Source organism: Micromonospora sp. ANENR4 (assembly GCF_015354395.1).
Taxonomy (GTDB): domain Bacteria; phylum Actinomycetota; class Actinomycetes; order Mycobacteriales; family Micromonosporaceae; genus Micromonospora; species Micromonospora aurantiaca.
Map to the genome: position 1 here is coordinate 91,635 of NZ_JADKYQ010000011.1, position 25,825 is coordinate 117,459.

The following is a 25,825-nucleotide window of genomic DNA, read 5'->3' on the forward strand; positions in this document are numbered from 1 at the left end:
AGAGCATCCCAGCGGGACGTATTCGGATCACGTGAATTCACATCTACAGGCGCAAACCATCGTCGATGTCATTTCTCGGCAACTCGATCACACGCTACGTACCTTTCGCCCTGACACAGGGTCACCCAAAATGGACTGACGTGAAGCCGACTCATCAGCCGAGGTCTCACGCGCGTCCGGTTCGGCTACTTTTCCGGTCCGGTGCACGGGACTGCGTACGGCGACCTCCCGGGGCACCGAGCGCCCCGCCGTCGCCGGAGGAGAACACATGACAGTCCCCGCGTCGCGGGTCCGTCGGCGGCCCGCCGTACCGGGCCGTACGCTCACCCTGGTTCTGGTGCTGGCGCTGCTGGCCCCGCTCGGGCTGATCTTCATCCAGGCCGAGCGCGACTTCGCCGACGACCACGACCTGGTGAGCCGGGAGCGGCTCGGCGTCCGCTACCTGCGCGCCCTCGGGCCGGTCACCGACACGCTGGTGGAGGCCCAGGCCATCGCCGTCGCCGAGGGGGCGGTCTCCCGGGCCTCGCTCGCCGCCGCCATCGAGGGCGTCGCGGAGGTGGACAACGCCGTCGGTGACGAGCTGCGCACCCACGAACGCTGGGCCGGGCTGCGGGCCAAGCTGGAGGCGCTGCCGGACCGCGGCATCGGTGACCCCGAGGCGGCGTACCGGGCCTACGGCGAGGCGTCCGACCTGCTGCTGGCCCTCTACCGCAAGGTGCGGGAGAGCTCCGGGCTGATCCGCGACCCCCGCTCCGACTCGTTCTTCCTCCAGGACGGCATCGGCGGGGACCTGCCCACCGCGACGGTGCTGGCCGGGCGGCTCGTCGACCTGGCCCGGCTGTCCGCCAAGCGCCCCGCCGCCGAGCGCGCGCGGGTGGGCGCCGAGCTGGCCGAGCTGCGGGTCGCCGCGCTCGGTCCGGCCACCGACCTGGTCACCGACCTGCGCTCGGCGGTGGACAGCTCGGAGAGCACCGACCTGGGCGCCAACGTGCTCACCCCGCTGGACACCTACCAGCGGTCCCTGGAGACGTTCGCCGTCTACTCGGCGCCCGGCGCCGGCCGGTCCGCGCCGGGCACCGACCAGCTCACAAAAGCCGGGATCAGCGCGCAGAACGCCGCCAAGCAGCTCCGTACGGTCATCCTCGACCAGCTCGACGCACTGCTGCGGGAGCGGCTCGACACCCTGGAGCGGGACCGGCTGCTGGGCCGGATCGCCGCCGGAGCGGCGGTGCTGCTGATCGCCGGCATCGTCGCGCTGCACGTGGCCGCGCTGCGCCGGGACCGCTCCCGGGCCACCCCGTCCCGCCGGGAACCGGCCGGGGCCGCCCCGGCGGCCCACCCCGCCCCGCCGCCCGCCGTGCCCGAGGACGACCGCCAGCCGGTCGCCGTGGGACACGGTGGCGACGCCGACCGGTGGAGGCCGTTCGATGCTGCTCGGTAGGTTACGCATCCGGGGCAAGCTCGCCCTGCTGGTGATCATTCCGCTGCTCAGCATGGTCGGCCTGGCCGTACCGGTCGTCATCGACCGGGTGACCGCCGCCCGGCAGGCCGCCGACACCGCCGAGACCGTCCGCGTCGCCAGCCGGGTCGGCAGCCTGGTCCAGGACCTCCAGCAGGAACGCCTGCTCTCGATCGGCCTGCTGCTGCGGCGGGTGAGCCGCACCGAGCTGATCCAGAAGTCGGCCACAGTCGACGACCGGGTCGCCGACCTGCGCGCCGAGCCGCTCCCCGCGGCCGTCCGCGAGAGCCTCGACGGGGTACGCCGGCTGGAGGACGTCCGCAACGCCACGCTCGCCGGCCGGGCCACGCCGCAGCAGATCCTGACCGTGTTCGGCGAGGTCGACACCGCCCTGATCGACGCGTTGCGGCTGCCCTTCCGGGTGGACACCGACACCGCCGCCGGACGGCAGGTGCTCGCCCTCGACGCGCTGCTGCGCGTCGACGAGGCCCTCAGCTCGTGCACCACCCAGATCGTGCTGGTCAAGGCCACAGGCGATCCGCAGGTCGCCCGGGCGTTCGTGGCCTGCATGGCGGCGCTCAACGTCGACAACCGGCGGTTCCGCAAGCTGATCACGCCCGAGCAGCTCAAGGTGGCCCAACTGGACGACGCCGCGGTGGCCGCCCGCACCAGCCCGACGTTCCTGGTGGACAGCCTCCGCGACCCGGAGGGCGCGATCGCGCCGGTGCCGCTGGACGTGCTGTTCCCCTCGGCCCGGTCGATGATCACGCTGGGCCAGTTCGTGGAGAAGAAGGTCGTCGCGGACGTCATCGCGGAGACCCGCGCCCGGGAACGGGAGGCGCTGACCGCGGCCTGGCTGGTCAGCCTCGCGGCGGCGGCGATCCTGCTCGTCGTGGTGCTGCTGAGCATGACCGTGGCGCGGACGGTGGCCCGGCCGCTGAGCCGGCTCACCCGCTCCGCCGAACGGGTCGCCCGGGTCACCGAGGCCGAACTGACCCGCGTCGCCGACGACGAGTCCGAGACGGTCCCCCCGGTACGCCTCGACCCGGTGGAGGTAAGCGCCCGGGACGAGATCGGCGACCTGGCCCGCGCGTTCGACCGGGTGCAGCACACCGCCGCCCGGCTGGTCGAGCGGCAGGTCGCCGGCCGGCGCAACGTGGCGCAGATGTTCGGCCACGTCGGCCGCCGTACGCAGAACCTGGTCGGCCGCCAGATCGCGCTCATCGACCGGCTGGAACGGCAGGAGACCGACCCGGGCCGTCTGGAGCACCTGTACCGGCTCGACCACATCTCCAGCCGGTTGCGCCGCAACGCGGGCAGCCTGGTGGTGCTCTCCGGCGCCACCGGCTCGGACGGCCACGTGGCCCCGGTGCCGCTGGCCGACGTGGTCCGGCTCGCGCTCGGTGAGATCGAGGACTACACCCGCGTGGACGTGGAGGTCCCGCCCGGCGTGGCGGCGGCCCCCGCCATCGCCGGTGACCTGGTGCTGACGCTCGCCGAGCTGATGGAGAACGCCACCTCGTTCTCGCCGCCGCACACCCGCGTGGTGGTGACCGGCGAGCTGACCGACGGCGGAGCCCGGCTGGTCGTGGTCGACCACGGCATCGGCCTGACCGGGGACCGGATGGCCGAGGAGAACGCCCGGTTCACCCGGCGGGAACGCCTCGACCTCGCCCCGACCGAGGTGCTCGGCCTGTTCGTGGTCGGCCGGCTGGCCCGCCGGCACGGCTGGAGCGTCCAGCTGAGCCACACCCCCGGTGGCGGCGTCACCGCGGCCCTGGAGATCCCGGGCGCCTCGCTCGTGATCCGCCGTCCCGAACCGGTCGGCGTCAGCGCCGGCCGGGCCGCCGTACCCGGCGCCCGCGAGCCGGAGCCGGCGGCCGTCGAGGCGCCGGCCGGCTTCGACGCCGAACTGCTGAGCCGGGCCACCCGCAGCATGTCCAGCGGCGACCCGTGGAACGCGTTCGGCCACCAGGCCGAGGGCGTGGAGCCGGCCGAGGACCAGGGCCCGCCCACCGGCGGTCCGCCGCCGGTCTGGCCGCCGTCGGCCGTACCACCGGCGCGTCCCGGGCATCTCTCCCCACCGACACCGGTCGCCGGCCCGGCCCCGGCCGCTCCCCCGGCCGCCGGGCCGGCGACCGGCCCGACAGTGACGCCGCCGGTCACCCACCCGGTTCTGGCGCCGTCCGCCGGGCCGGCGCTCGCGCCACCGCCCGCCGGGCCGGCCGTCGCGCCGCAGCACGGTCCGGGCCTCGCGCCGCAGCACCGTCCGGCGCTCGCGCCACCGCACGGTCCCGGGATCGCGCCACCGCACCGCCCGGGGCTCGCGCCGCCACCGGGTGGCGCGCGCCCGCCGGCGCCGGCCGGGTCACCCCCGGCCGTGCCGGCGCCGACCGGGCCCAACCCGGTCGGCCCGCCCGCCGGCCGCCCCGGTACCCGGTCGCCGATCCGGCAGCGGGTGCCCGGCGCGAACCTGCCGGCCGCCCCGCCCGCCGGACCGGCCGCACCGGCCACCGGCGGTCCGCTGATCGGCGTCCCGGCGGATCCGTCGAGCGTCCGGGCCCTGGTCGAGGCGTTCCAGGACGGGGTACGGCGGGCCGAGGGCGCGGTCGATCCCACGCCCCCGGCGACGGAACGGCCCCGGCTCAGCCGCCGGGTGCCCGGCGCGAACCTGTCCGTCTCCCCGGCACAGTCCGCGCCTCCCACCAGTTCCGACCCCGGCGATCCCGTCGAGGTCCGCAACCGGATCAGCGAATTCGAGGCGGGCGTCGCCCGTGCTCTGCGCGAAGTCAGTACCGACCGCCGCTACGAAGAGGACCCATCACGGTGACCAGCCCCTTCCTCCACGAGAACGTCGAACAGAGCACCACCGGCGACCTCAGTCCCGAGGCACGCACCTTCAACTGGCTGCTCGACTCGTTCACCTCCAGCACCGCCGGGGTGATGGAGGCGATCGCGGTCTCCTCGGACGGGCTGCTGATGGCCATGTCCGCGATCAAGGACAGGTCCAACGCGGAACGGCTCGCCGCCGTGGTGTCCGGCATGACCAGCCTCGCCGGGGGCGCCGCGAGCTGGTACGCGCTCGGCGCGCTCAACCGGGTGATCGTCGACATGGCCGAGGGATACCTGCTGATCAGCGCGATCAGCAGCGGCTCGGTCCTCGGCGTCGTCGCCGACCGCACTGCCAACCTGGGCACCGTGGCGTACGAGATGACGCTGTTCGCCGGACGCGCCGGCGGCGCTCTGAGTCCGCGTCTGATCGCCGAGCTGAAGAACGCCGTACAGCAATGATCCCAGGGGCCGCCGGCGCGGACCCGGAGCCGGAGCCCGGCGTCCGGATCCGCCCCTTCCTGAACGCGTCCGCTCCGGTGCCGGAGCCGGACGCGGGCGACGGGGAGCCGACCGGCCCACGCCCCTTCGTGCTGACCTCCGGACGGGTGGACGGTGACCCGGCGATAGGCCTGGAGACCCAGGTCACCGCTCGTCCGGGCAGCACCTCGTGGGCGGTGACCGCCCGGTTGGCCCCGGAGCTGGCGGCGATCGTCGCGATCTGCGCCGAGCCCGTCTCAGTGGCCGAGATCTCCGCCCGGACCCGGATGCACTTCGGGGTGACCCGGGTGCTGGTCGGCGACCTCCGGGCCGCCGGCCATCTCGACGTGCACGTCGCGGACGTCGACGACGCCCTCGATCCCGACATCATCCTGCGAGTGATTGATGGACTTCGTGCGATCTCCTGAATGGCCGGCGGCCGCCACGGGCGGGCCGGCCGCGAACAGCGCCCCGAGCCGCTACGGCGGCCCGGCGCCGCTGATCGGCCGGGCCACGCCGCCCCCGCCCACGCCGCCGCTGCCGTACCTGCCGCCGGGTGTGCCGCCGGCCGAACCGGCCCCGATCGTCAGCCGGGTGCCGGCGCCCCGGCCGCCGATCCCGGTCAAGATCCTCATCGCCGGTGGCTTCGGGGTCGGCAAGACCACCACAGTCGGCGCGATCTCCGAGATCGCACCGCTGACCACCGAGGCGGAGATGACCACCGCCGGCATCGGCATCGACGACCCGGGCGGGGTCGCCGGCAAGACCACCACCACAGTGGCCATGGACTTCGGCTGCGTGACCATCGACCGCAGCCTGAAGCTCTACCTCTTCGGTACGCCCGGACAGGCGCGCTTCGGGTTCATGTGGGACGACCTGGCCCGGGGCGCACTCGGCGCGCTCGTGGTGGTGGACAGCGCCCGGCTCGACGACTGCTACCCGGCGATCGACTTCTTCGAGCGGTCCGGGCTGCCGTTCGCGGTGGGCGTCAACGCCTTCGACGGCCGGCTGGCCCTGGACCTGCCGTCGATCCGCTGGGCGCTGGCGATCGGTGAGCACGTGCCGCTGGTGCAGTTCGACGCCCGGGACCGCCTCTCGGTGCGGGACGCCCTGCTCGTCGTCCTGGACCGCGCGCTGGACCGGGCCACCCGATCCCGGGCAGGCTGAACCGGCAGTCGTTTCGATCCGTTGTCTGGCGAAGGGGTGGACGCCATGAGAGGTGATCTGGACGAGACACTGGCCCGGATGGCGCGGCGCGAGGAGGCGCTGCGCCGCCGGGCGCCGACGCCCGGCGAGGCGGCCGGGACGCCCGAGCGGGACGTACCCGCGGAGGCGGCGGACGAGCCCGGCGACGGGCGGGCGGGGCACGGCGCGTACCGGCTGCGCGGCGGTGAGGCGCCGCCGCGGCGTGACCCGGTCGAGGAGGTCGCCGAGGCGGTCCGCCGGGTGGTGGCCGAGCACCCCGGGCTGGCCGTGACGCTGCGGGTGGAACTGGGCGAGCAGGCGTACCCGCTGCGGGTCTCCTGGTCCGGCACGGCGGTGACGGTGGGGCCGACCACGCCGCCCGCGCCACCGCCGGCGTGGCCCATGTCGGTGAAGACGGTGCCGGCGCCCGGCCACGACCCGCTGGAGTCCGACCCGGCGGCCCGGCTGGCCGAGATGATCCGCCGCGACCCCTCGCTGCTGGACGATCCGGGCCCGCGCTGACCGGCACCCGATGATCGGGGCGGCTACTGTCGGCGGGTGGCCGAACCCGACCTGACCCTGACCGCGACGCTGCGGCCGGCCGCGCTCGACGCCCGCCGCGGCGTGGTGCGCCTGCATCCCGAGGTGCTCACCGCGCTGGCACTGCGCCCCGGCGACCCGGTCCGTCTGACCGGCCGCCGGGTCACCGCCGGCATCGCGGCCGCCGCCGAGCCGAGCACCAGCGGCGCCCTGCTGCACGCCGACGACCTGCTGCTGGGCAACCTCGGCCTGCGGGCCGGCGGCCAGGTCACGGTGAGCCCACTGCCCGCGACCCCGGCACGCCGGCTGACCCTGTCCGGCCCGGCCGCTGTGGTCGCCGCGGTGCCGCCGGAGATGCTGCGGCTCGCGCTGCTGGGCAAGGTGGTCACCGCCGGGGACGACGTCTCGCTGCTGCCGCAGGACGTGCTGCCGGACGCCGCCGTGCGCGGCCTGATCGAGGCCGCGCGGCGCAGTCTGGCAAGTTCCGTCGGGTACGCCTGGACGAGCACGCTGCTCACCGTCGTGTCGGCCGAACCGGCGGTCGGCGCGCTCGTCACCATGGACACGGTGGTGGGCTGGGAACACGGTCCCGCCACCCGCGGTTCCGGCCCGGCGTCCGCCGCCTCCACCGTGCGCGTCTCCGCCCCCGCCACGCCGCCCGGGACGGAACCCGACACCGACCTGCTCGGCCCGGAGGACGCGCCCGACGTGGACGAGCTGCCCGGCCTGCGCGCCCAGGCCGAGGAGCTGACCGAGCTGCTAGACCTGGGCTTCCACCACCGTGAGGTGCTGGGCCGGCTCGGCACCACCGTCTCGCTCGGCGTGCTGGTCGAGGGCCCGGCGGGCTCGGGCAAGTCCGCGCTGGTGCGTGCCGTCGCCGCCAAGGTCGGCGCGGGCGTACGGCCGCTCTGGGCGCCCGAGCTGGCCGCGCTCAGCAACGACGCGGCGGCCCGCCGGCTGCGCGAGGCGGCCTCGGCGGTACGCGCCGGCGGTCCGGCCGTGCTGCTGGTCACCGACGTGGAGTCGATCGCACCGGCCGACGAGCCGGGCCCGCTGGCCACCGTGTTCCGGCAGGTGGTGGCCGAGACGCTGCGGGCCGGTGCCGCAGTGGTGTGCACCAGCGGACGCCCCGAGGCGGTCGATCCGGCGCTGCGCGGCCCGGACCTGCTCGCGCTGCGGATCACCGTGCCGCTGCCCGACGTGGCGCTGCGCCGGGAACAGTTGACTGTGCTGACCCGTGAGGTGCCGCTCGCCGGTGACGTCCGGCTGGACGAGGTGGCCGCCCGTACCCCCGGTTTCGTCGCGGCGGACCTGGCGGCGCTGGTCCGCGAAGCCGGGGTCCGCGCGGCGCTGCGCCAGAAGACGGCGGAGACGCCGACGGTGGCGATGGCCGACTTCACCGCCGCGCTGGAGGTGGTCCGGCCGACCACGATGTCCGCGTCCACGCTGGAGCTGGCGTCGGTGACGCTTGACGACGTGGGCGGGCTGCACGAGGTCAAGCAGACGCTCACCGAGTCGGTGCTGTGGCCGCTCACCTACCCGGACACGTTCGCCCGGCTGGGCGTGACGCCGCCGCGCGGGGTGCTGCTCTACGGTCCGCCCGGCTGCGGCAAGACCTACCTGGTGACCGCGCTGGCCGGCTCCGGGCGGGCGAACGTGCTGTCGGTGAAGGGCGCGGAGCTGCTCTCGAAGTGGGTGGGTGAGAGCGAGCGGGCGGTCCGGGAGCTTTTCCGCCGTGCCCGCCAGGCCGCGCCCACGCTGGTGTTCCTGGACGAGGTGGACGCGCTGGCCCCGGTACGCGGGCAGGCCACCGACGGCGGTACGACCGACCGGGTGGTGGCGGCGCTGCTGACCGAACTGGACGGGGTGGAGGCGCTGCGCAACGTGGTCGTGGTCGGCGCGACGAACCGCCCTGAGCTGGTCGACCCGGCGCTGCTGCGTCCCGGCCGGCTGGAACGGCTGGTCTACGTGCCGCCGCCGGACGGTCCGGCCCGTACGGAGATCCTCCGCGCGTCCGCCCGGGACGTCCCGCTCGCGCCGGACGTGGACCTCGACGCGCTCGGCGCCGAGCTGGACGGCTTCTCCGCCGCCGACTGCGCCGCGCTGGTCCGGGAGGCGGCGCTGGCGGCCATGCGGGAGTCGCTGGAGGCGAGCACGGTGACCGCCGCGCACGTCGAGGCGGCCCGGAACCGGGTCCGCCCCTCCTTGGACCCGGTGCAGCTCGCGCACCTGGAGTCGTACGCCGCCGGCCGGTCCTGACGAACCGGCCGCCTCCGGTCAGCGCTCGTCGCGGCGGCGGGTGGCCGGGCGGCGGGGCCGCTGCGGGACACGGCGGCGGCGCTCGGGTTCGCGCTGCCCGCCTGCCGTCCGGCTGCGGGCACGCTCCGGCTCGGTCCGGACCGGCTCGCCGGCGTACTCGTCGTCGTCGAAGTCGTTGCCCTCGTCGTAGGCGGCGTACTCGTCGTCCGACGGCCCGCTGTCTCCCCGCTCCTCCCGCAGCGCGGTCTCGTGGTCCTTGACGACCTGGGAGTCCTCGATCTCGCCGCGCCAGCCCTCGACCGCGTCCGGGTCGAGCACGGTCCGGGTCATCACGTGCCGGACGAAGTGCTTCAGCTCCAGCCGGACCCGGCGGCCCTGGGCGCGCCACAGGTTGCCGGTGTGCTCGAAGAAGCCCTGCGGGTGGTACTCCAGCACGACCAGGATCCGGGTCAGGTCCGGGCCGACCTCGTGGAAGCTCACCGTGCCGTCGACCGAGCCCTTCTCGCCCTTGGACCGCCAGTGGATCAGCCGATCCGGGATCTGCCGGACGATCGTCGACTCCCAGGTCCGGTGCGACCAGAGCACCTGCGCCTTCCAGGTCATCTTCTCGTCGGCGTCGCAGTCGGCCTGCTCGACCTTCTTCATGAAGCTCGGGAAGTCACCGAACGTCGTCCACTGGTTGTAGGCGACCCGGACCGGCACGCCGACCTCGACGGCCTCGACGATGTTGGTGACCTTGAGCGTCTTGCCGCCGTCCCGGCCACCCTTGCGACCGAACGCCGCCATCAGCTTCTCCTTACCGCCGGCCACGCCGGCATGGAACATGGCAGTCACCGGGGAGGCGCCACCGGCGAGCCGCTGCGCGCCGGTGGCCGCGGCGACCAGGCCCGGATCGCCGCCCTGCTTCGCGTACTCGCTGAGCCGCCCGGTGGCATCAGTGACCCGATCGGTGACCGCCTGCACGGCGCGTTCACCGAGGGCCGTGGCGAGGTTGCGCAGCTCGCCGCCGATCTCGTCGCGTACCCGGTCGGTGAGGTTGCTCGTCGCCACGACTCACCGCCCCCGATCGGCTCGGGCGGGCACCGGCGCGTCGGGCTGGTCGTCCAGCTCCGGCTCCTCGTCGGGCGCGGAACGCTCGGCGTCCGGCCGGCCCGTGCCGCTCCTGCGGCGCAACGCGTCGGCACCCCCGCGCAGGCGTCCGCCGATGGCGTCGATGCCGTTGCCGGCGGCGGCGGTCGCGGCAGCCCGCCCGGCGGCCACCAGCGGCGGGCCCAGCCCGCCGAGGTTACGCAGTTGCGGGTTCGCGGCGACCAGGTTCGCGCCGAGCTGCTTGAGGCCCCCCGGGCGCTGGCTGGCCCGCCCGGCGGCGACCGCCGCGGCGAGCGTCAGCGCGGTACGCATCTTCTTGCGGCGACCCAGCAGGTAGCCGAATCCCACCGCCAACGCCACTCGTGCTCCGCTTTTCATCCGCACTCCTTCGCGCTCCCCGGGAGGCGGACGTCGCGCTCCCGGAGAGGCGGGCAGTACCCGTCATCCCATTGGCAAAACATTTCCGCAGGAGCGCAAAATCGCCCAGCTAGGCAGAGCTGAGCAGGAGAAACGCGGCCGGGGTGAATGCGGGGAGAAGCGGGTCAGCGGATCGGCAGGGCGGAATCCAGCGACATTCGGGCGTGCAGTTTTCCGTCTTCCTCACGCAATTCCGCGCCGCATTTGCGCAGCACCGAGATCGCGCCCGCGTTGTCCGGCGTGGTGTCCGCGACCACCGTGTGCATCCCGGCCGCCGCGGCGGCGTGCAGCAGCTGCCGCAGCGCGGCCGCACCCAGGCCCCGGCCCCGTGCGGACCGGCCGAGCCACATCCCGGTCTCCACGGTGCCCGGCTCGTCCCGGCGGGTCATCCGCACCATGCCGACCACCTCACCGCCGGAGACGATCGCGTACATGGCGGTGCCGGTCGGGCCGTTCAGCCCGCCGAGGCTGGCGCGGTGGAACTCGCGGAACGCGTCACGGCGGGCCAGCGACCAGCCCGCCGGGGCGTCCACCGGAGGCATGACGTCCTCCGGTTCCGCCTCAGCCGCCGCTACGGAGAGCAACGGTTCCAGGTTCCGTTCGTCCACCGGCTCCAGCCGTACAGCACCCGTCACGTCGCGCAGTCTGCCGCGCGTGGTCCGGGTCGTCCACCCCTTTGGGGAGGGATTGCCGCTATGGCCGACCGCCTCGTCCGGTCGTACCCCCGGGGTGTTCCCGCCTCACGCTGCGTTGTCATCCGACCGGTTCTTCCGGCGTGAGCGTGGTCACGGCCGACTGTCGAACTCGCAGAGCACCGCCGACGCGTCGTCGGTGCGCTTGCGTCGCCGCAGCCGGTCCGGATGGTCCCGCTCGGCCACCCGGACCCGGTCGATCAGCCCGTCCGGGCCCTCCACCGTCAGCACCTCCAGCAGCCCGGCCCAGTCGAACAGGCCGAACTGGTCGACAGCGCAGGAGGCGCCGTCGCTGAGCAGCGCGGCCCGCCGCAGCGCACCCGGACCGCGCAGCGGAAGCGTCCCGGTGAGCGCGTGGTACGCGGCGTCCGGGTCGCTCGCCGCCGCCCAGTAGCCGTGGGTGCGGTTCATCCGGGCCCGCTGCACGGTCGTGGCGCGCCGGAACCGGGTGGCCGGGTCGGTGTCGCCGTCGGGCAGCTCGGCGGCGCTGCGACGCAGGTCCGCCACCGCGTCCGCGAGCCGGTCGTCGGTGACCACCTCGATCCCCCGGTCGGTGTCGAGCACCAGCGGGCTGTCGCAGAGCACCAGGTGGTCGACCCGGTCGCCGCTGTGCCGGAGCAGGCAGACGGTGGACGACGGGGTGCCCGGATGGTCGAGGTCGCACATCCCGCCGTGGTCGGCCCGTACCGCGAGGATCGCCGCCGCGAGGCTGCTCATCAGCGTGGCGGCGGGACGGGCCGCGACCGCCAGGCCGATCCGGGCGGCCAGGTGCCGGACGTACCAGGCGGGACCGTGCGCGCAGCCGGTGTCGAATCCCTCGGGCACCGTGGCCCCGTCGAGGACGCCGACGAGCGGGCCGAACCGGAAGACCACGTCCTCGTTCTCCGGCCGGCCGAGAGCCGGGTCGGAGGCGGAACGCACCCGCATCACCGGCGCCTGCGCGGCCGGACGGGCCGGGCTGCTGCCGATCGCGTACCGGCGGTCTGGTGCCCCCATCGTCGGCCTCCGTTCGTCGTCGCCGACCGCCTACCCGGACCGCGCCCGGTCATCCGCCGCCGACCCCGATCGTGGTAACCGTGCGTCATCTTCTCCGGACCTTCGGTAGCGTCGGACGCGACCGGGTCGGTCCCGGTGACAGGGGGTACGACATGTTGGAGCGGTTGCACGAAGGTGGCATCCGGGCGGAGCACGCCTACCTCGCCGGATTCGTCAGCATCGGCCTCTCGGTCACCAGCTGGTTCCTCTCGAAGCACATGGAGCGCGCCGGGGTGGCGCGAGCGGACCGCTGGGGCATCTTCATCGGCGAGTGGGCGCCGACGTTCTTCGCCATCGGCAACGGGCTGCGCACGTACGAGAAGTGACGCCGGTCAGCGACGCCGGTTGCGGGCGCGCGACGACCGCAGCCGGCGCAGCCGGCCGATCAGCAGCGGCTCGGCGGCGAGCGCGGCCGGGTGGTCGAGCAGGGCGTTGAGGAGTTGGTAGTAGCGGGTCGCGGAGAGCCCGAAGGTGTCCCGGATGGCCTGCTCCTTGGCGCCGGCGTGCTTCCACCACTGCGCCTCGAAGGCAAGGATCCGCTGCTCCCGCTCGGTGAGGCCGGCGGGCGTCGTGCCCGCACCGGTCGCATCTGCCGCATCCGGACCGGCCTGCTCGACCGGCGCGGCGGACTCGACGGGCGGCGAGGCGGGCCCGGCGGCGGCGGGCTCGGCGGGCCGAGCGGACTCCGACGGCTCCGAGGGTGCCGTGGATTCGACGGGCGGAGCGGTGCGCGGCGGCGGAACGGTCCCGCCCGCGTGGCGCGTACCCGCTGCCGGGCCGGACCGGTCGACGGCAGCCCGCTGCGAGGCGTCGGCGGACATGACGCTCCTCTCCGACGGCGGGTGACCGGCACGCGGAGCGCGCCGGCCGGGGAAGCCCCAGCGTAACCAGGGCCGCCCTCGGCCGCATCGGACGCGGGGTCCGCGCCGCCGGGGGGAGCCGGCGGCGCGGACCAGGTCAGGCGATGTCCCGCCGTCGCATCGTCCAGAACGCGGCCACGAGCGCACCCACCAGGGCCACGCCGAACACCAGGGCCGACTGCTGCCAGGTGACCACGTACGTCGCAGGCTCGCAGGCGCCCTGGGAGAACTGGCAGGTGTCGTAGTCGAACAGTTCCGCCTGCTTCAGGAACCACGACTGGGCATACGTGGACAGCACGTACCGGTCACCGAACTGGACGCCGAGCACCGCCACCGCGATCCGGATGCCGATCTCGCTCACCGCGAAGATGCCCACCGCCGCGCCGAGCGCCATCGCCGTGTGCCGGCCGAGCGAGGCCAGCGCGAACCCGACCGCCGCCACGAGCAGCGTCATCCCCAGCGCCCGCAGCCCGTCCAGGCCGATCGACTGCCACACTCCGGCGGTCATCTTCGCGGTGCTGCCGCGCTGGCCGGCGATCAGCCAGAACGCCGCCGTCCAGAGCGCGCCGAGCACCACGGTCAGGCCGAAGACGGTGGTGAGCAGGGCGGCCAGCTTCGTGCCCAGCACGGTCAGCCGCTTCGGCCGCCAGAGCAGCAGGTTCATCATTCCGCCGGTGTTCCACTCGGCACCCACGAAGGAGGCACCGACGATGAAGCCGAACAGCGCCACGGAGGCGGCGAACACGGCGATGAACAGGGGGAACTCGGCCCGGAAGTCGAACTGGTACGGCAGGTACCACTTCGCCTCGAACATGTCGGGCTGCGGCTGGTAGTCCTTGCCGCAGTTCGGGCCGTACCGCTCCTCGGTCTTCTCGCCGCGCGCCTGGGCCGCCTCGCACTCCGCGACGGTGCGCTTCCAGTCCGTCATCGCGGACTGGTAGTCGTTGTTCGCCTTGGCCTCGGCCTCGGCCACGGCGGCGGGCGAGAGCTTCTCGCTGGAGAAGCTGAACGCGGTCGCGACGGTGGCCAGGCCGAGCACCAGCAGCACGAGCATCAGCCGGGTCACCCGGCGCTTGCCGAGCCGGCGCAGCTCGGTGACGAACAGGCTCATGCGCCCCAACCTCCTGCGGTGCCGGTCTGGTCGACCTTGGCGGACTGATCGACCTGACGGTGCTGGCCGGGGACCGGCGCGGTGGCGGTCAGTTCGAGGAAGACGCTCTCCAGGTCGACAGCGACCGGGGTGAGCTCGCTGACGTACAGGCCCTGCTCGGCGAGCAGGCGGCTGACGGTGGCCGGCTTGTCCACGCCGGACAGCATCAGGTGGTCCGGCTCGGCGGCCACCTGGACCCCGGCCCGGGTGAGCGCGTCGGCGGCCTGGGGCAGGTCGTCGACCGCCTCCAGGCGTACCCGCACGGCGCCCTGGGAGTGGGCCGCGAGCACCTGGTCGACCGGCCCGAACGCGACCCGGCGGCCGAGCGAGATGATGGTGACCGAGTCGCAGATGAGCTGGATCTCGCCCAGGATGTGGCTGGAGAGCACCACTGTCATCCCGGCCTCGGACAGCTCCCGCATCAGCCCGCGCATCTCCCGGATGCCGCCCGGGTCGAGGCCGTTCGCCGGCTCGTCGAGGATCAGCAGCTTGGGGTTCTTGAGCAGCGCGGAGGCGACAGCAAGGCGCTGCTTCATGCCGAGCGAGTAGGTCTTGACCCGCTCGCCGGCCCGGTCGCGCAGCCCGACCAGCTCCAGCACCTCGTCCACGCGCTGCTTGGGCAGCTCACCGGCCTGGGCGAGCAGGCCGAGCGTGTCCCGCGCGGTGAAGTGCGGGAAGAACTGCGGACTCTCCACGATGGCGCCGACCTGCCCGGCGACCGCCGGCAGCGCGTGCGGCAGCTCCTGGCCGAGGATGGCCATCCGGCCGCCGTTCGGCTTGATCAGGCCGAGCAGCGTCCGCAGCGTGGTGGTCTTGCCCGAACCGTTCGGGCCGAGGAAGCCGTGCACCTGGCCGGCTTCCACTCGCATGTCGAAGCCGTCGAGCGCGTGGCGAACCCCGCGTTTCCGGCTCCGGTACGTCTTGCGGAGACCTTCGATCTCCAGGACAGCCGACACAGCTGACCTCCCCCGATAAGTAGGCGTCAGCGACACCATACGCGGTATGCACCCGAAGGCAATACCCGGTATGCAGTGTCGGTGTGTCGGGAGAGGTCAGGCGCAGACGACGTGCACGCCCGCGTCGCGGAACGCCGCCACCACATCGGGGGCCGCGCCGGAGTCGGTCACCAGCGTCTCGATCCGGTCCACCGGGCAGATCCGGGCGAACGCGTGCCCACCCAGCTTCGACGAGTCGGCTATCACGACGACCCGCTTGGCCCGGGCCACCATGAGGCTGTTCATGGCCGCCTCGCCCTCGTGGTGCGCGGCGGCGCCGAGCTGCGGGTCGATCGCGTCCACGCCGAGCAGCGCCACGTCCAGCGTGACCTCGCGCAGCAGCGCCCCGCCGAGCGGGCCGACCAGCTCGAACGACTTCGGCCGGACCACGCCGCCGGCCACCACCACCTTCATCCGCGAGCGCACCAGCAGTTCGTTGGCGATGTTCAGCGCGTTCGTGACCACTGTGAGCTGGGCGCCCTCGGCGCTGGTGTTGAGATCAGGGCGGACCGCCAGCGCCCGCGCCACCTCGGTGCTCGTGGTGCCGCCGTTGAGACCGACCACGGTGCCCGGCGACACGAGTGCGGCGGCGGCGGTGCCGATCCGCTGCTTCTCGGCCGAGTGCTTCGCGGTCTTGTAGCGCAGCGGCAGGTCGTAGGAGACACCGTTGGCGACCGCGCCACCCCGGGTACGGGTGATCATCTGCTGCTGGGCGAGCTGGTCGAAGTCGCGCCGGATGGTGGCCTGGGAGACGTCGAGCCGCCCGGCCGCCTCCTCGACGCTGACCCGGCCGCTGTCGGTCAGCATCTCCAGCAGCGCGTTCCAGCGCGCGTAGCGGTCCACCGCGGGGCCCTCCCCAGACTGTGCGTGAACGGTGATCGGTTGCGTGCACACTAGTGCGCGAAACTGGGTCCGCGCAAAACCCTGCGCTGCGCGAACGGGGAGACGGTTGCCACGACCACCAGGTTTCGCGCAGAATGACGCGCGAAAGGCGGCCGTATCGCGCCGTATTGCGCAAGGTCTCCCCTGGGGAGGAGTTGTCATGGCGTACGTGCACGCGGAGATCGCGAGCCAGCCCGACTGCTGGCGGGAGGCGGCGCGGCTCGCCCCGACCGTCGCCGAGCACCTGCCGCGCCCCGGCGAGCGGGTCGCCGTGGTCGGTTGCGGCACGTCGTGGTTCATGGCGATGGCGTACGCCGGGCTGCGCGAGTCCGTCGGCCAGGGCGAGACCGACGCCTTCCAGGCCAGCGAGTTCCCGGCCGGCCGCCGGTACGACCGGCTCATCGCGATCACCCGCTCCGGCACCACCACCGAGGTGCTCGACCTGCTCACCGCGCTGCGCGGACGGATCCCCACCACGGTCCTGGTCGGCGACCCGGACTCGGCCGCCGTCACGCTCGCCGACGCCACAGTCGCGCTGCCCTTCGCCGACGAGCGGTCGGTGGTGCAGACCCGCTTCGCCACCACCGCGCTCGCGCTGCTGCGCGCCCACCTCGGCGAGGACCTCGGACGGCTGGCCGCCGACGCCGAGGTCGCCGTACGCGCCCCGCTGCCGATCGACCCGGCCGGCATCGAGCAGGTCACCTTCCTCGGTCGCGGCTGGACCGTCGGGCTGGCCCAGGAGGCCGCGCTGAAGTGCCGCGAGGCGGCCACGTTCTGGGCCGAGGCGTACCCGGCGATGGACTACCGGCACGGCCCGATCTCGGTCGCCGCGCCCGGCCGGCTGGTCTGGGCGCTCGGCGAGATCCCGGACGGCCTGTCCGAGGACGTGGCCGCGACCGGCGCCGCGTTCGTGCACAGCCGCACGCACGGCTGGCGCACGGTGCTGACGAGCTGGTCGGCTGGCCGCAACCCGGTCGACCCGATGGCCGACCTGATCCTGGCCCAGCGCTTCGCGGTCGCGCTCGCCACCAGCCGCGGTCTCGACCCGGACGCGCCGCGTCACCTGACTCGGTCCGTGGTCCTGGCATGAGCGAACGCACCGAGCGAAGCGAGGGCCGTGAGCGCATGCCCAGCCAGCACAGCATGAGCGAACGCACCGAGCGAAGCGAGGGCCGTGAGCGCATGCCCAGCCAGCACAGCATGAGCGAACGCACCGAGCGAAGCGAGGGCCGTGAGCGCATGCCCAGCCGGCACAGCGTGAGCGAGCGAAGCGAGCCCACGGCGTGAGCACAGGCGACGAGGTCGTCGTCGCGCTGGACGTGGGCGGCACCGGGATGAAGTGCGCCCTGGTCCGGCCGGACGGCACGACTGTGCACACCGAACGGCACGCCACCGGCGCCCAGCGCGGCCCGGAGGCGGTGGTCGGCACGATCCTCGACGTGGCCGAGGGGCTGGCCGGCAAGGCCCGCGCCGACGGCCGTACGCCGGTGGCCTGCGGCATCGCCGTACCCGGGGTGGTCGACGAGGCGCGCGGCGTCGCGGTCTGGTCGGCGAACGTGGGCTTCCGGGACGTACCCCTGCGGGAACTGGCGGGCACGCGGCTGGGACTGCCGGCGGCGCTCGGCCACGACGTGCGCGCGGGCGGCCTGGCCGAGGCCCGGCTCGGCGCCGGGCGGGACGGCGGCCACGTGCTGTTCGTCGCGATCGGCACCGGCATCGCCGCCGCCCACGTGGTCGACGGGTCGGCCACCACCGGCGCGCACGGCGCCGCCGGGGAGATCGGCCACATCCTGGTCCGCCCCGGCGGCCCGCGCTGCGGATGCGGGCGGACCGGCTGCCTGGAGGCGGTGTCGTCGGCGTCGGCGATCGGGCGCCGGTACGCCGAGCTGTCCGGTGCGCCCACCACCGCCGCCCAGGTGGCCGACCGCGCGGCGGCCGGTGAGCCGCTCGCCGTGGAGGTGTGGCAGGAGGCGGTCGAGGCGCTCGCCGACGGACTCGCCACCGGGCAGGCGCTCTACGATGTCTCGACGGTGGTGCTCGGCGGCGGGCTGGCGCAGGCCGGTCCCCGGCTGTTCGACCCGCTGCGGACGGCGTTACGTGAGCGGCTGACGTTCCACCGCGAGCCGCGCCTGGTCGCGGCCGGCCTCGGTGACGAGGCCGGCTGCCTGGGCGCCGCCCTGCTGGCCCTGGACACCCTGGCGAAGGAGAGTCGATGACCCGGCGCGTGACCGGCAAGGTGGTGACCCCGACCGGCGTCATCCGGCAGGGTTGCGTGGAGATCGCGGACGGGCGGATCACCGCTGTGGCCGAGTATCCGTCGGTGCGCGACGGGCACTGGATCGTGCCGGGTTTCGTGGACATGCACACCCACGGCGGCGGCGGCCACACGTTCACCACCGGCGACCCGGAGTCGGCGCGGCAGGCCGCCGCGTTCCACCTCGGGCACGGCACCACCACGCTGCTGGCGAGCCTGGTCAGTTCCCCGTTCGAGCTGATGCGCGACGCGACCGCCGCCTACCGCCCACTGGTGGAGTCCGGCGTGCTCGCGGGCGTCCACTTCGAGGGCCCGTACCTGTCCGCCGACCGCTGCGGCGCGCAGAATCCGGAGTTCCTGCGCGACCCGTCGACCGGCGAGCTGACCGAGCTGATCGAGCTGGGCGGCGGCGCCGTCCGCATGGTCACCATCGCTCCCGAGCGCGACGGCGCCACCAAGGCGGTCGAGCTGCTGGTGTCGCACGGCGTGGTCGCGGCGGTCGGGCACACCGACGCCACCTGGGAGCAGACCCGGGCGGCGGTGGCCGCGGGCGCGAGCGTCGGCACCCACCTGTTCAACGGGATGCGCCCGGTGCACCACCGCGAGCCCGGCCCGGTGGTGGCGCTGCTGGAGGCCCCGAACGTGGTGTGCGAGCTGGTCGCCGACGGCGTGCACCTGCACGACGGCATGCTCGGCTTCGCCACCTCGGTGGCCGGCCCGGAGCGGGCCGCGCTGATCACCGACGCGATGGCCGCCGCCGGCATGCCCGACGGCGAGTACGAGCTCGGTGGCCAGGCGGTCACCGTGTCCGGCGGGGTGGCCCGGCTCAGCCGCGACGGCGCGATCGCCGGCAGCACGCTCACCATGGACGCGGCGCTGCGGCACGCGGTCGGCGCGGGCGTGGCCCTGCCGGACGCCTGCCGGATGGTCGCCACCACCCCGGCCCGCGCGATCGGCCTGGGCGACCGGGTGGGCGCGCTCGTCGCCGGGCTGCGCGCCGACCTGGTGATGCTGGACGACGACCTGAACGTGGTGCGGGTGATGCGCGGCGGCGACTGGGTGGAGTGATCCGCCCGGGCGTCAGACCGTGGGCACCTCGACGCCGAGCACCGCCTGCTCGTCCGGGCGGTGCACCAGCACGTCGGCGAGGTACGACTGCACCGCCCGGCGCATCCCGACGTCCCGCCCGGCCTGCTCGGAGAGCAGCCACTTGTGCTCGATGATCTGGGCGAACAGCTCCTGCGGCTCCAGCTTGCGGCGCAGGTGCGCGGGCACCGCCCGGACCACCGGCTCGAAGACCTCGGTCAGCCAGCGGTGCGCCGCCTGCTGCTCGTCGGTCAGGTCGCTCTCCAGCCGGTAGGCGTCCAGGTCGTTGAGGAGCCTGCGGGCCTGGTTCTCCTCCGCGTCCAGGCCGGTCAGGCGCAGCAGCCGCCGGGTGTGGTAGCCGGCGTCGACCACCTTCGGCCGGACCAGGTAGCGCCCGTTGTCGACTGTCGACATGGCCACCTCGGCCACGTCGAAGCCCAGTTCGTTGAGGCGGCGGATACGGCGCTCGATGTCGTGCCGGGCCGAGCGCTCGACCTGCTGCTCGTAGGTGATCTCGTGCCAGAGCCGCTCGTAGCGCCGCACGACCTCCTCGCAGACCACCTCCGGGTCGATCGACTCGTGCAGCAGTCCGGCGGCCTGGAGGTCGAGCGCCTCGCCGAAGATGTTGACCCGGGCGATCTCCAGGTCCTCGCCGCGCTGGCCGTTTGACAGCGACGGGTACAGCGCCCCGGTCTCGGCGTCGACCAGGTAGGCGGCGAACGCGCCCGCGTCCCGCCGGAACAGCGTGTTGGACAGCGAGCAGTCGCCCCAGAAGAAGCCGGTCAGGTGCATCCGCACGATCAGCGCGGCCAGCGCGTCCAGCAGCCGGTTCATCGTCTCCGGGCGCAGCGTGTTGGAGAACAGCGCCCGGTAGGGCAGCGAGAACTGGAGGTGCCGGGTGATCAGCACCGGGTCCAGCGGCTCGCCGTCGTCGGTCTGCCGGTCGGCCACGATCGCGATCGCCTCGACCGACGGGAAGTCGATCCGCTCCAGCGCCCGCAGCAGGTCGTACTCGCGCTCGGCGACCCGCTCGCCGGTCTCCTTCACCGCGTAGACGTACCCGCCGAGCCGGACGAATCGCACGATGTGCCGGGAGATGCCCTGCGGCAGCGCCACCAGGTGCTCGGCAGGCCACTGCTCCAGCGGGGTCGACCAGGGGAGGTCGAGCAGCGCCGGGTCGACGAGAGCCGAGGTGATCCGCACGGCAACCAGTGTGACCGCTGACCCCCGCGCCGCGCTTCCCTTCGTGGCTGGGCACACAGCCGCCGATGCCCGCGCCGCCCGGCCGCCGCGCGCGGCCGGTAGCGTGGTCGCGTGCGTCAGACCTCGGGGGTACGCGGTGACCTGCGGCTGCGGCCGGTCCGGCCGGCCGGGTGGTGGTTCGACGGGCTGCTGCTCGCGGCAGTGGTGGCGCTGACCGTCGCGCTCGCCTCCGGCCACCTGTTCGGCCTCGACCGGGCGGTCGCCGACTGGTCCGACGAGAACCGCCCGGCGGCCGCCCGCTGGGTGGCGATGACGCTGAACCTGCTCGGCCAGGGCACGCCGCTGACGCTGCTCGCGGCCGGGCTGGGCGTCCTGCTGGCGTGGCGGCTGCGCTCGGTACGGCCACTGCTGCCGCCGGTGGCCGGTTTCGTGCTCACGTTCTTCACGGTCGGCCCGCTGAAGGTGTGGACGGCCCGGCCGGCGCCGAGCGCCTCGGTCAAGGAGCCGTTCCTGTCGCCCGAGCAGACGCTGCCGCTGTTCCAGCACGACCTGCCGGTGCGTTTCGCGCAGTCGTACCCGTCCGGGCACGTCGCCAACTCGATCGTCTGGTACGGCGTCCTGGCGCTGCTGCTGGCCCCGCTCGTGCGCACGCTCGGCCGTACCGTCCCGGCCGGGCTGGTCACCGCGGTCCGGGTGGTGCCCCCGGCGGTGGTCTTCTGCACCACCGTCTACCTGGGCTGGCACTGGCTGACCGACTCCGTCGCCGGGCTGCTGCTCGGCCTGCTGCTGGACCGCCTGCTGCACCGGGTGCCCTGGGACGACCTGCCGCTGCCGCGTCGCCTCGGCGACCGGGGACGGCCGGTCGCCTGGTCCGCGCCGCTCAGCTCACCGTCCGGATCTCCACGATGCTGATCCGGGTACGGGTGCTGTAGGTGAGCTTGCGGCGGTGGTCGCCGTCCGCCGGCCGCACCGCCACCTGGATGCGGATCTGGGTGCCCTTCGGCAGCTCGACCCGTTCGTCCGGGGTGCTCACCACGAACACCCCGCCGGTGGTCTCCGGGTCGACCGACACCCGCTCCTGCCGTAGCAGCGGGGTGTCGTTCTCCGAGTCTCCGGGCCGGGTGTACTCGGCGCGGATCCGGACCAGGTCGTCGCGCCGCAGCCCGCGCAGGTCGACTGTCGCCTGGATGCTCACCAGCCCGGTCTCCGGCACGGTCCAGTGGTAGAGGCCGGTGGCCCAGCGGATGGCGTGGAAGACGTCAGTGGTGTCGAGCGTGTCGCCGGCGTGCGCGGTGCTGTGGAAGGTGGCGATCACGTCCCGTTTCGTCGTCGTGGACGTCTTCTCCCCGATCATCTTCGCGAAGTCGTCGGTGGTGCCGCGGAACGCGTCCGCGTCGCAGGTGTGCTGGCGGCCGATGATCGCCGAATCGGTGAACTGCCAGATGCGCGGCGTCTCCGCCGGCTTGCCGTAGCGGGACCAACCCGGCCCGGAGTCCCCGCCGGCCCGCGCGTACGCGGCCTTGAAGTCCTCGGCCACCCGGTACGGGTAGTCCGCGTTCCAGCGCGGGAAGTCGCCCAGGTCGTCGTCGCCGTACTCACCGCGCGAGGCGTACATCACCGCCACCTTGCCGGTGCGCTCCTCCAGTTCCTCACCCACGTCGACGCCGATGCGCGGGGGCACGTCGTCGGTCGGCCAGCGCTCCAGGTCGATCTGCCAGAAGAACCCGTCGTAGGTGCGCCACCAGGGGGTGTGCTTGTCGGCGTAGTCGATGGCGGTGGTGGCCTGGTCCTCGATGGAGACGTCGGAGTGCACCACCACGTACATGCCCAGGAACGGGATGCCCGCGTCCTTCGCGGCGGTGAGCATCACCCCGTAGTACTGGCTGTGGAACGTGCCGTCGCGCGACTGCTCGGTGCCCTTGTAGGTCATGAAGTCGATGCCCGCGGCGCGGGCCTCCCGGATCCGATCGGCCGTCAACCCCCGGTCGACGTCGTAGTCACTGGCGTCCCAGCCGAAGAGCGTCATGTGCGGTACCTCCCGCGTTCGCGGAGAAGACGTTCCGGAAATTGCTTGTGCCGAATCGCGGGCACCATCGCCCGATCGGCGCAGAAAAAATCTGATCATCGCCATCGGATAATCGGCGCGGAACATTCGCAAAGCACTTGACCTGCGTAAACGACTCTACCCAGACCCTCCGCAATCAGCCACCGCTGAGCACCGGTTAAATTACACAAATCATTTTCGTCAATTTCCGGTCGCTGGGCACCTACCGTTCACCTGAGCACCCTAGGCTGCCGGTGTGGAACAACTGGCGCGGCGACTCGGCGTACCCGATGCGGTGGTCGTCGGTCTGGGCTCGATGCTCGGCGCGGGTGTCTTCGTGGTCTTCGCACCGGCCGCGGCTGCGGCGGGCGGTGCGGGCCTGCTGGTCGCGCTGGCGGTCGCGGGCTTCATCGCCTACTGCAACGCGACCAGCTCGGCCCGGCTCGCCGCCCGCTACCCCGAGTCCGGCGGCACCTACGTCTACGGCCGGGAGCGCCTGCACCCGTTCGCCGGTTTCCTGGCCGGCTGGGGGTTCGTGGTCGGCAAGACGGCGAGCTGCGCGGCGATGGCGCTGACCGTCGGGGCGTACCTGTGGCCGGGGCGGGCGCGGCTCGTCGCGGTCCTCGCGGTGGTGGCGGTGACGGCGGTGAACCTGCGCGGGATCGGCAAGACCGCCACCGCCACCCGGGTCCTCGTCGCGGTGGTGCTCACGGTGCTCGCCGTGGTCGCGGCGACCGGCGCGCCGCAGGTCGCCGCCGACCGGCTCACCGCACCGGCGGGCATCGGCGCGGGCGGCGTGCTGACCGCCGCCGGCCTGCTGTTCTTCGCCTTCGCCGGGTACGCGCGGATCGCCACGCTCGGCGAGGAGGTACGCGACCCGGAGCGCACCGTCCCCCGGGCGGTGCCGCTGGCGCTCGGCGCGGTGCTGGCGATCTACCTGACGCTGGCGGTGGTCGCGCTCGGGGTGCTCGGCTCCGACCGGCTGGCGTCCACCGACGCGCCACTGGTCGAGGTGGTGACCGCCGCCGGGCACCCGGGCCTGGCCTGGCTGGTCCGGGCCGGTGCGGCAGTCGCGGTGACCGGGGTGCTGCTGTCGCTGCTGGCGGGCGTCGGCCGGACCACGCTGGCGATGGCCCGCCGTCGGGACCTGCCGGGCGCGCTGGCGGCGGTCCATCCGCGCCACCGGGTGCCGCACCGCGCCGAACTGGCGGTGGCCGCCGTGGTGATCGCCGTGGTGACAGTGGGCGACATCCGGGGCGCTATCGGCTTCTCCAGCTGCACGGTGCTGGTCTACTACGCGATCACCAACGCGTCGGCGCTGACGCTCGGCCCGGACCCGGACCGGCGCGTCCCGGTACGGCTGCTCGCCGCGCTCGGGCTCGTCGGCTGCCTGGTGCTGGTGGTCAACCTGCCACTGCCGAGCGTGCTCGCCGGGTTCGGCGTGCTCGCGCTCGGCGCGCTCGGATACGCCGTCCGCCGCCGTGGGCGACCCGCCTGACGCGGCCGGTCACTCCTGCGGGCGGCGCGCGACGGGCGGGCCGGTGGGCGCCGGCGGCGGCGCGGGCGTGGTCTCCCGGAGCAGCGCGGTCAGCCCGGCCCGCCGGGCCACCACCGTGAGCCGGTCACCGGCCTGGATCACCACACGCGGGTCGGCCGACCAGTCGGCCTTCTGGCTCGGCCGGGTGTGCGCGAGCAGGCGTACCTCGCCCGGCCTGGCCACCGCGCTCAGCGGACGGCCGTCCAGCGGCGAACCGGCCACCACCGGCACCTCCGTGACCAGCAGCGCGTGCCGGTCGACCGGGATGGTGGCGATCACCGCGCGGTCGAGCAGCGCCGCCGCGAACGCCGGCGCGGCCAGATAGGACACGCTGCGCGAGATGCCGATGCCGAACGCCTGCTGGATCCGCTCGGCGAAGTCGCCGTCGAACAGCCGCAGCACCACGCGCAGGTCCGGGTCGAGGGACCGGGCGATCAGCGCGGCCCGCAGGTTCGTCCCGTCGTCGGTGGAGACCACCACGAGCGCCTGGCAGGTGTCCACCGAGGCGGACCGGAGCGTCTCCTCCCGGCCCGCGTCGCCCACGATCAGCGGCACGCCCAGCCGGTGCGCCAGCGCGGCGCCGCGCGCGTCCGGGTTCTTGTCGATCGCCACCACCTCGACGCCGAAGTCGTGCAACTGGGCCATCACCCGGGTGCCGATGTTGCCCAGCCCGACCATCACCACGTGCCCCGAGCGGTCCGGCTGGACCCGGCCCGCGTGCAGGGCCAGCCGGGCGTTGACGATGCCGTCGACCACCGCGGCAGTGATCAGCGGGATCAGCGCCAGCCCGGCCAGGTTGAGCACCACCTGCATCACCTGGGCGGCGACCGGCTTGTTGACGTCCGGGTCCTGGCCGGTGAGCGTGGTGACCAGCGTCAGGTAGACCGCCTCGCTCCAGCTCACGTCGGCGGCCCGGGCGTTGAGCCAGCCCAGCGCCGCGATCACCCCGAGCAGCACCAGCACCGCGATGCCGATCTTGCGGGTGGCGAAGTGGCGGACCGCGCGCAGCAGGACGGCGACCGGCTGCCGGCGCCGCCGCGCCCGGACCAGCCGCCGCGCGGCGACCTCGGTGCCCGCCGGCCGCCCGGTCGCCTCGGCCAGCACCACGTCGGCCGCCGCCTCGTCGGCGGGCAGCACCCGGACCAGGTCCGGATCCGCGGTGACGGCCAGGCCGCAGACCACGTCCTGCGGGCGTACGTCGTCTCGGCGGGCCACGTAGAGCGTGCGCCCGGCGTGCCGGAAGTGGGTCGGCGCCACCTCGCCAAGCGCGGCGGCCACGAAGGCGGGCGCGGCCATCGAGGCGTCGGAGAGCACCGCCGAGTCGGGGAAGAGCTGCCGCAGCCCGTCCGCCAGGTTGGTGTTGAACATCCGCACCACCAGGCGCAGCCGCGACTCGACCTCCTGGGCGCACAGCGCGGCGTGCATGTTGCCCACGTCGTCCTGGTGCAGCAGCGCCAGCCCGGCCGCCCCGGCCAGCCCGGCCCGGCGGAACGCGGCCTCGTCCAGCCGCTCCGCCGTGACCACCCGTACCCCCGGCACGTCCCGCCCGTCGGGGCCGTCGGACCGGCGGCGGCCCGGCACCACGAGCGTGACCCGCACCTGGCCGTCGGCGCTGTCGGTGGCGAGCAGCGACCGGACCACCCAGTAGGCGAGCGGATCGGAGCCGCAGACCACGTAGTGAGGGCGTTCGTCACCGTTCATCCGGAGCCGCCAGCCGGTCGCGCGGCGCGCGCGGTCGCGCAGTGGCTCGGCCATGTCCGGATCGTAGTCAGCCGCTCGCGATGTGCGCAGCCCCGGCGATCATGAACGCATGGCGGGCCCGGGTCCGG

The 25,825-nt window shown here is 74.1% G+C and carries 25 protein-coding genes; 14 read left to right on the forward strand and 11 right to left on the reverse strand.

Annotated features, from left to right (window positions below; genetic code table 11):
• Nucleotides 1-268 precede the first annotated feature (268 nt).
• The 7 genes from IRY44_RS20330 to IRY44_RS20360 are packed head-to-tail and all read left to right on the forward strand — an operon-like array spanning nt 269 to nt 8,752.
• Nucleotides 269-1,441: a hypothetical protein gene (locus IRY44_RS20330; protein WP_194801868.1), complete on the forward strand. Its 1,173-nt coding sequence runs from the start codon at nt 269-271 to the stop codon at nt 1,439-1,441.
• On the forward strand, nt 1,428-4,289 hold the full coding sequence (locus IRY44_RS31180) for a nitrate- and nitrite sensing domain-containing protein (RefSeq protein WP_194801869.1): 2,862 nt from the start codon (nt 1,428-1,430) through the stop codon (nt 4,287-4,289). The genes IRY44_RS20330 and IRY44_RS31180 overlap by 14 nt, the downstream gene beginning before the upstream one ends.
• Nucleotides 4,286-4,750: a roadblock/LC7 domain-containing protein gene (locus IRY44_RS20340; RefSeq protein ID WP_013288866.1), complete on the forward strand. Its 465-nt coding sequence runs from the start codon at nt 4,286-4,288 to the stop codon at nt 4,748-4,750. The genes IRY44_RS31180 and IRY44_RS20340 overlap by 4 nt, the downstream gene beginning before the upstream one ends.
• Nucleotides 4,747-5,196 (forward strand): DUF742 domain-containing protein, encoded by a 450-nt coding sequence (locus tag IRY44_RS20345; RefSeq protein WP_018787957.1) that lies wholly within the window; start codon nt 4,747-4,749, stop codon nt 5,194-5,196. The genes IRY44_RS20340 and IRY44_RS20345 overlap by 4 nt, the downstream gene beginning before the upstream one ends.
• Nucleotides 5,174-5,935 (forward strand): ATP/GTP-binding protein, encoded by a 762-nt coding sequence (locus tag IRY44_RS20350; RefSeq protein WP_013288868.1) that lies wholly within the window; start codon nt 5,174-5,176, stop codon nt 5,933-5,935. The genes IRY44_RS20345 and IRY44_RS20350 overlap by 23 nt, the downstream gene beginning before the upstream one ends.
• 45 nt (nt 5,936-5,980) lie before the next feature.
• Entirely contained in the window at nt 5,981-6,475 is a 495-nt protein-coding gene (locus IRY44_RS20355) for a hypothetical protein (protein ID WP_194801870.1), read from the forward strand.
• A 36-nt stretch (nt 6,476-6,511) separates the two neighbouring features.
• Entirely contained in the window at nt 6,512-8,752 is a 2,241-nt protein-coding gene (locus tag IRY44_RS20360) for an AAA family ATPase (RefSeq protein ID WP_194801871.1), read from the forward strand.
• Nucleotides 8,753-8,770: 18 nt separating this feature from the next.
• On the opposite strand, the gene IRY44_RS20365 is transcribed toward IRY44_RS20360, so the two are convergent.
• The 4 genes from IRY44_RS20365 to IRY44_RS20380 all read right to left on the reverse strand — a co-directional run bounded on the left by IRY44_RS20365 (nt 8,771) and on the right by IRY44_RS20380 (nt 11,946).
• Entirely contained in the window at nt 8,771-9,802 is a 1,032-nt protein-coding gene (locus IRY44_RS20365) for an SRPBCC family protein (RefSeq protein ID WP_194801872.1), read from the reverse strand.
• A 3-nt stretch (nt 9,803-9,805) separates the two neighbouring features.
• Entirely contained in the window at nt 9,806-10,219 is a 414-nt protein-coding gene (locus IRY44_RS20370; RefSeq protein ID WP_194801873.1) for a hypothetical protein, read from the reverse strand.
• Nucleotides 10,220-10,383: 164 nt separating this feature from the next.
• Nucleotides 10,384-10,893 carry a GNAT family N-acetyltransferase gene (locus tag IRY44_RS20375; protein WP_194801874.1) on the reverse strand — a complete coding sequence of 170 codons (510 nt, stop codon included), beginning with the start codon at nt 10,891-10,893 and terminating at the stop codon, nt 10,384-10,386.
• 150 nt (nt 10,894-11,043) lie between these two features.
• Nucleotides 11,044-11,946: a hypothetical protein gene (locus IRY44_RS20380; RefSeq protein WP_194801875.1), complete on the reverse strand. Its 903-nt coding sequence runs from the start codon at nt 11,944-11,946 to the stop codon at nt 11,044-11,046.
• A 152-nt stretch (nt 11,947-12,098) separates the two neighbouring features.
• Here IRY44_RS20380 and IRY44_RS20385 point away from each other — a divergent pair, with 152 nt between their 5' ends.
• Nucleotides 12,099-12,311 carry a hypothetical protein gene (locus IRY44_RS20385; protein WP_013288875.1) on the forward strand — a complete coding sequence of 71 codons (213 nt, stop codon included), beginning with the start codon at nt 12,099-12,101 and terminating at the stop codon, nt 12,309-12,311.
• A 6-nt stretch (nt 12,312-12,317) separates the two neighbouring features.
• Here IRY44_RS20385 and IRY44_RS20390 read toward each other — a convergent pair whose 3' ends face one another.
• The 4 genes from IRY44_RS20390 to IRY44_RS20405 form a co-directional block, all read right to left on the reverse strand.
• The gene (locus IRY44_RS20390; protein WP_194801876.1) at nt 12,318-12,806 is read right to left on the reverse strand and encodes a DUF3263 domain-containing protein; all 489 of its coding nucleotides are present in this window, start codon (nt 12,804-12,806) and stop codon (nt 12,318-12,320) included.
• Between the two features lie 136 nt (nt 12,807-12,942).
• Nucleotides 12,943-13,956: an ABC transporter permease subunit gene (locus IRY44_RS20395; protein ID WP_194801877.1), complete on the reverse strand. Its 1,014-nt coding sequence runs from the start codon at nt 13,954-13,956 to the stop codon at nt 12,943-12,945.
• On the reverse strand, nt 13,953-14,951 hold the full coding sequence (locus IRY44_RS20400; protein WP_262013303.1) for an ATP-binding cassette domain-containing protein: 999 nt from the start codon (nt 14,949-14,951) through the stop codon (nt 13,953-13,955). The genes IRY44_RS20395 and IRY44_RS20400 overlap by 4 nt, the downstream gene beginning before the upstream one ends.
• 96 nt (nt 14,952-15,047) lie before the next feature.
• Nucleotides 15,048-15,833, reverse strand: a complete 786-nt coding sequence (locus IRY44_RS20405; protein WP_194801878.1) for a DeoR/GlpR family DNA-binding transcription regulator — start codon at nt 15,831-15,833, stop codon at nt 15,048-15,050.
• Between the two features lie 199 nt (nt 15,834-16,032).
• Between IRY44_RS20405 and IRY44_RS20410 the strand changes: the two genes are divergently transcribed.
• From IRY44_RS20410 to nagA, 4 genes are read left to right on the forward strand one after another with little or no spacing between them, the layout of a single operon-like run.
• On the forward strand, nt 16,033-16,962 hold the full coding sequence (locus IRY44_RS20410; RefSeq protein ID WP_194801879.1) for an SIS domain-containing protein: 930 nt from the start codon (nt 16,033-16,035) through the stop codon (nt 16,960-16,962).
• A complete protein-coding gene (locus tag IRY44_RS20415; protein WP_194801880.1) occupies nt 16,959-17,159 on the forward strand; it encodes a hypothetical protein in 201 nt (66 codons plus the stop codon). The genes IRY44_RS20410 and IRY44_RS20415 overlap by 4 nt, the downstream gene beginning before the upstream one ends.
• Complete coding sequence (locus IRY44_RS20420; RefSeq protein WP_194801881.1) at nt 17,156-18,088, forward strand: ROK family protein; 933 nt, start codon at nt 17,156-17,158, stop codon at nt 18,086-18,088. The genes IRY44_RS20415 and IRY44_RS20420 overlap by 4 nt, the downstream gene beginning before the upstream one ends.
• On the forward strand, nt 18,085-19,194 hold the full coding sequence (gene nagA, locus IRY44_RS20425) for an N-acetylglucosamine-6-phosphate deacetylase (RefSeq protein WP_194801882.1): 1,110 nt from the start codon (nt 18,085-18,087) through the stop codon (nt 19,192-19,194). The genes IRY44_RS20420 and nagA overlap by 4 nt, the downstream gene beginning before the upstream one ends.
• Nucleotides 19,195-19,206: 12 nt before the next feature.
• On the opposite strand, the gene IRY44_RS20430 is transcribed toward nagA, so the two are convergent.
• A complete protein-coding gene (locus IRY44_RS20430; protein ID WP_194801883.1) occupies nt 19,207-20,415 on the reverse strand; it encodes a DUF4032 domain-containing protein in 1,209 nt (402 codons plus the stop codon).
• Between the two features lie 111 nt (nt 20,416-20,526).
• On the opposite strand from IRY44_RS20430, the gene IRY44_RS20435 reads away from it, so the two are divergent.
• Entirely contained in the window at nt 20,527-21,327 is an 801-nt protein-coding gene (locus tag IRY44_RS20435; protein WP_194801884.1) for a phosphatase PAP2 family protein, read from the forward strand.
• On the opposite strand, the gene IRY44_RS20440 is transcribed toward IRY44_RS20435, so the two are convergent.
• Complete coding sequence (locus tag IRY44_RS20440; RefSeq protein ID WP_194801885.1) at nt 21,296-22,441, reverse strand: hypothetical protein; 1,146 nt, start codon at nt 22,439-22,441, stop codon at nt 21,296-21,298. The genes IRY44_RS20435 and IRY44_RS20440 overlap by 32 nt on opposite strands.
• Nucleotides 22,442-22,715: 274 nt before the next feature.
• Here IRY44_RS20440 and IRY44_RS20445 point away from each other — a divergent pair, with 274 nt between their 5' ends.
• Nucleotides 22,716-23,957 (forward strand): APC family permease, encoded by a 1,242-nt coding sequence (locus tag IRY44_RS20445; protein ID WP_194801886.1) that lies wholly within the window; start codon nt 22,716-22,718, stop codon nt 23,955-23,957.
• Between the two features lie 9 nt (nt 23,958-23,966).
• Here the strand turns inward: IRY44_RS20445 and IRY44_RS20450 are convergent, their stop codons facing one another.
• On the reverse strand, nt 23,967-25,751 hold the full coding sequence (locus IRY44_RS20450) for a TrkA family potassium uptake protein (RefSeq protein ID WP_370584977.1): 1,785 nt from the start codon (nt 25,749-25,751) through the stop codon (nt 23,967-23,969).
• Nucleotides 25,752-25,825: the final 74 nt, after the last annotated feature.

Excerpts from the sequence above, each read along its gene's own strand:
- IRY44_RS20330 (WP_194801868.1), top strand. The coding sequence starts at position 269 with ATGACAGTCCCCGCGTCGCGGGTCCGTCGGCGGCCCGCCGTACCGGGC.
- IRY44_RS20345 (WP_018787957.1), top strand. The coding sequence starts at position 4,747 with ATGATCCCAGGGGCCGCCGGCGCGGACCCGGAGCCGGAGCCCGGCGTC.
- IRY44_RS20390 (WP_194801876.1), bottom strand. The coding sequence starts at position 12,806 with ATGTCCGCCGACGCCTCGCAGCGGGCTGCCGTCGACCGGTCCGGCCCG.
- IRY44_RS20410 (WP_194801879.1), top strand. The coding sequence starts at position 16,033 with ATGGCGTACGTGCACGCGGAGATCGCGAGCCAGCCCGACTGCTGGCGG.
- IRY44_RS20355 (WP_194801870.1), top strand. The coding sequence starts at position 5,981 with ATGAGAGGTGATCTGGACGAGACACTGGCCCGGATGGCGCGGCGCGAG.
- IRY44_RS20450 (WP_370584977.1), bottom strand. The coding sequence starts at position 25,751 with ATGGCCGAGCCACTGCGCGACCGCGCGCGCCGCGCGACCGGCTGGCGG.
- IRY44_RS20385 (WP_013288875.1), top strand. The coding sequence starts at position 12,099 with ATGTTGGAGCGGTTGCACGAAGGTGGCATCCGGGCGGAGCACGCCTAC.
- IRY44_RS20370 (WP_194801873.1), bottom strand. The coding sequence starts at position 10,219 with ATGAAAAGCGGAGCACGAGTGGCGTTGGCGGTGGGATTCGGCTACCTG.
- IRY44_RS20440 (WP_194801885.1), bottom strand. The coding sequence starts at position 22,441 with ATGACGCTCTTCGGCTGGGACGCCAGTGACTACGACGTCGACCGGGGG.
- IRY44_RS20350 (WP_013288868.1), top strand. The coding sequence starts at position 5,174 with ATGGACTTCGTGCGATCTCCTGAATGGCCGGCGGCCGCCACGGGCGGG.
- IRY44_RS20380 (WP_194801875.1), bottom strand. The coding sequence starts at position 11,946 with ATGGGGGCACCAGACCGCCGGTACGCGATCGGCAGCAGCCCGGCCCGT.
- nagA (WP_194801882.1), top strand. The coding sequence starts at position 18,085 with ATGACCCGGCGCGTGACCGGCAAGGTGGTGACCCCGACCGGCGTCATC.
- IRY44_RS20395 (WP_194801877.1), bottom strand. The coding sequence starts at position 13,956 with ATGAGCCTGTTCGTCACCGAGCTGCGCCGGCTCGGCAAGCGCCGGGTG.
- IRY44_RS31180 (WP_194801869.1), top strand. The coding sequence starts at position 1,428 with ATGCTGCTCGGTAGGTTACGCATCCGGGGCAAGCTCGCCCTGCTGGTG.
- IRY44_RS20415 (WP_194801880.1), top strand. The coding sequence starts at position 16,959 with ATGAGCGAACGCACCGAGCGAAGCGAGGGCCGTGAGCGCATGCCCAGC.